General features: G+C 55.3%; 2 protein-coding genes and 1 pseudogene. All 3 read right to left on the reverse strand.

Features of this window, described 5'->3' with window-relative positions; all coding sequences use genetic code 11:
- On the reverse strand, positions 1-745 hold a 745-nt coding region (locus DWX73_RS13015; RefSeq protein ID WP_012744302.1), incomplete at its 3' end, for a replication initiator protein A.
- 130 nt (positions 746-875) lie between these two features.
- The gene (locus tag DWX73_RS13020; RefSeq protein WP_012744303.1) at positions 876-1,262 is read right to left on the reverse strand and encodes a cysteine-rich VLP domain-containing protein; all 387 of its coding nucleotides are present in this window, start codon (positions 1,260-1,262) and stop codon (positions 876-878) included.
- A pseudogene (locus DWX73_RS13025) lies at positions 1,252-2,851 on the reverse strand (relaxase/mobilization nuclease domain-containing protein); the annotation flags it as partial. The pseudogene DWX73_RS13025 and the gene DWX73_RS13020, both read right to left, overlap by 11 nt.

The raw sequence follows: 2,851 nt of genomic DNA on the forward strand, positions 1-2,851 counted from the left end.
ATAAGCTCTCGCCCTCCTTACATGAATAATCGGGTATGCCCTGTTTCGGGGCAGCCTTGCCTTTGGCAGCGTCCTCCTGCGCCCACTTGTAAATGGTGGCTGCATGGCTGTGGTACTGCTTCCCGGTGGAAGCGATATGGCAGGAAAGCCGGTCAAGGTAATACTCCCACTTGCCGGGGAAGTCCTGTTCCAGTTCCAAAAGTTCTGCGTCAGAAAGGAATACATTTTTATATCTGCCATAAGCGGCAGGGGACTGCCCCTCACTCGCTCTTTTTGTTTGGCTCTCTATTAGGTTGTTTATATTAGTTTGGTTAGGGGACGGTTTTCCGTCCGTCATAAGGTCAGTTTTCCGGCTGTCAGTTGGTCGGTTTCCTGCCCTTATGAGGGGCGGTTTTCCGTCCGTCAGTTGGTCGGAAAACTGTACCACTGGAATATCCGGCACTTTCACATACAGATGATTGGCGGCAGAAAAGCCCGTCCGTCTGCGTTCCAGCAGCCCGGCAGCGTCCAGTTCGTTCAGTGCGCCCTTTATGGTGGTACAGCCTTTATCCAGCATTTCCGCTATCTCTGCTATGGGGTAGACAATGTATGTCCGCCCCTCGCTGTCCTGCCAGCCGTTCTTCTGCGAAAGGGTGGAACGGTCTAACAGCAGCGCATACAGCAGCTTGGCGGTGTGGGATATGTCCATTTTCAGCAGGAAACGGGGGTAAGGCAGGTAAGCGGGCAGCTCCGTTTCTGCGGTCATATAATCAGCGATAGGGTTCACCTCCTTGTGGTGTCTGTCTATGGGTTCTGTTACGCTTTTAGGGGGCGTTTTCGGGGGAAAAGGATAAATGTATCACGCACCCTTTGACACCCTCCAAAAAAGCCTTGATTTATGCGGGTTTGAAATGCCCTAAAGCGTGACATTTCTCCCTTTGTTTCCGCTTCCGTTTGGCGGCGTTTATCCGCTTCATGCGTCCGGCGCAGTCCGGGCAGTATTTCCCCCGGTTGGATTTGGGGACAAAGAACGCCCCGCAGACAGCGCAGCGTTTCCGGCTTCCCCGGCGCAAGAGGGCGGCTTCCAGTGCTTCATCAAGGGGCAGGACAGCGGCAGTAAACCAGCGGCAGAGCAGCGAATAGCTGATACTCTGCACACAGACGCAAGGCTCGCCGTCCTCCAAAAGCAGACAATTCCCGCTGTCATAGTTGCAGCACTCATGCACAAGGCGGCGGGCTGCCCGGTACTGGCGGTAGTCCATGCGGGGGATATTACCGTTCATGGCTCTGCTCCTTTCTGCGCTGCGGCTCGCTCCGGCGTAAAATCTGGTCGATATTGCCCTTGACAGTCTGTAAGCGGCGGTATTCCTCCCGTTTTGCCCGGTAATCGTTGTAGCCGCTGTTTTTCTCTTTGATAAGGCTTTCAATCTCTGCTTGCAAGGCTTTATAGCCCGGCAGCTTGGAAATGCCGTTCTCCCTGAAATAACGGGCGGTTGCGTCTGCTATGATAAAGTCGCTTTCGTGCTTCTGTCGGTAGGCTGCTTTTGCTTTGGCGTTTTTCTGCTGTTTCAGCCCGTCCCGGACAGGGCGGGTCTTGGAATAGGCAAGTACCTGCCGTTGCAGCTCCTTTTTCCTGTTCAGCGTCTTTTCCACCTGCTTCAGCTCTGTAAGGCTTTCCTGCATGGCGGCATAGGCGGCAGAACAGGCTTCGTCCAGTTCCTCCGGGGAGGAAAAGCCGTACTGCTGGTAGGCGGTAACGGTAGCCGCCATCTGCTTTAGGTTGTGCTTTGCCGCCCAGCGGTCATAGCCCACGCCCTTGCCCTCGGCTCGCTTGGCTTCCCGGTCAACCATGCGCTGCAAGGTGTTGTCTGCCGGGGCGGTTTTTGCGGTTTTTTCCTCCTGCAAGCGTCCCTTTTGGGTATGTGGGTATTCCGGTATGGCTTTAGGCTTTTCGGCGGCTCTGTGGGCGTTCTGCGTAAGCAGGGCAAGGACAGCAGCCTTGTCAAAATCGTCCCCCAGCTTCCGGGCTGTGATAGGCTTTGTTCTGTCCGGCGTGAGGTAGGAAAGCCGCCCCCGGCTCTCCTTGACGGTCACGCCCTCCCGCAGCAAAAGGGAAGAAAACTCGTCAAAGCTGGTAGCTTGGGAAAGTGCCTGCCGTATCGTCCGGCGCAGCTTCGCCTTGTCCGTTTCAAACTTGGTGGGCTTGGTCGGTTGTCCGGCGGCTTCTCTGGCGGCGTTCTCTTTATCAAGGGCAAGCTGCCCTTTCTTTGCCGCCCAGTATTCCCGTTCTGTTATCCGTTCCTTGCTGCCGTTCAAGAGGTCGATTTGGTAAAGCCCCTCCCGGTGGCACATCTCCATAACTTCACTCTTGAAATATTCCATAGCGGCGTTGGTACAGCGGTGCTTGCAGCCCTCCCGTGTGTCGGCTGGTCTGTCCATGTAGGGCAGAAGCGGGACTTCATAAATCCGCAGGGAGTTGAGGACGATATGCACATGGATATTCCCGCTGTGGTTATGCCCGTCCGGGTGGGTGCATACAAGGCTTGGTGTCCGGGGAAATGCTCTTTACAGAACTGCTCGCCCAGCTCCTGCGCCCGGTCTACGGTCAAGCCGTTGTCTGTCCCGTCCCGTGGGTCAAAGCTGATGATATAGTGGTGGCTTTTCACATCTTCCCGTTTTTGGTTTTTCTCATAGCGGAGATTGGCTCGCATACAGGCAACGGCGAAATCCTCGCCCCCGCAGTTAAGGGAAGAAATGCGGTAGTCCTCCCTCGGTATCAGCCGCCCGTTTTCATCAAGGGTGGGCTTCATGGTAAACTCGTCATGCTCAAATGTGAGGTAGGCTTCCGCTGCGCCATAGTCGGCATTTTTAG

Origin of the sequence: Coprococcus sp. AF21-14LB (genome assembly GCF_003458885.1) — a bacterium.
Lineage (GTDB): Bacteria > Bacillota > Clostridia > Lachnospirales > Lachnospiraceae > UBA9414.

Coding starts and splice junctions, on each gene's coding strand:
- DWX73_RS13020 (WP_012744303.1), bottom strand. CDS start 1,262: ATGAACGGTAATATCCCCCGCATGGACTACCGCCAGTACCGGGCAGCC.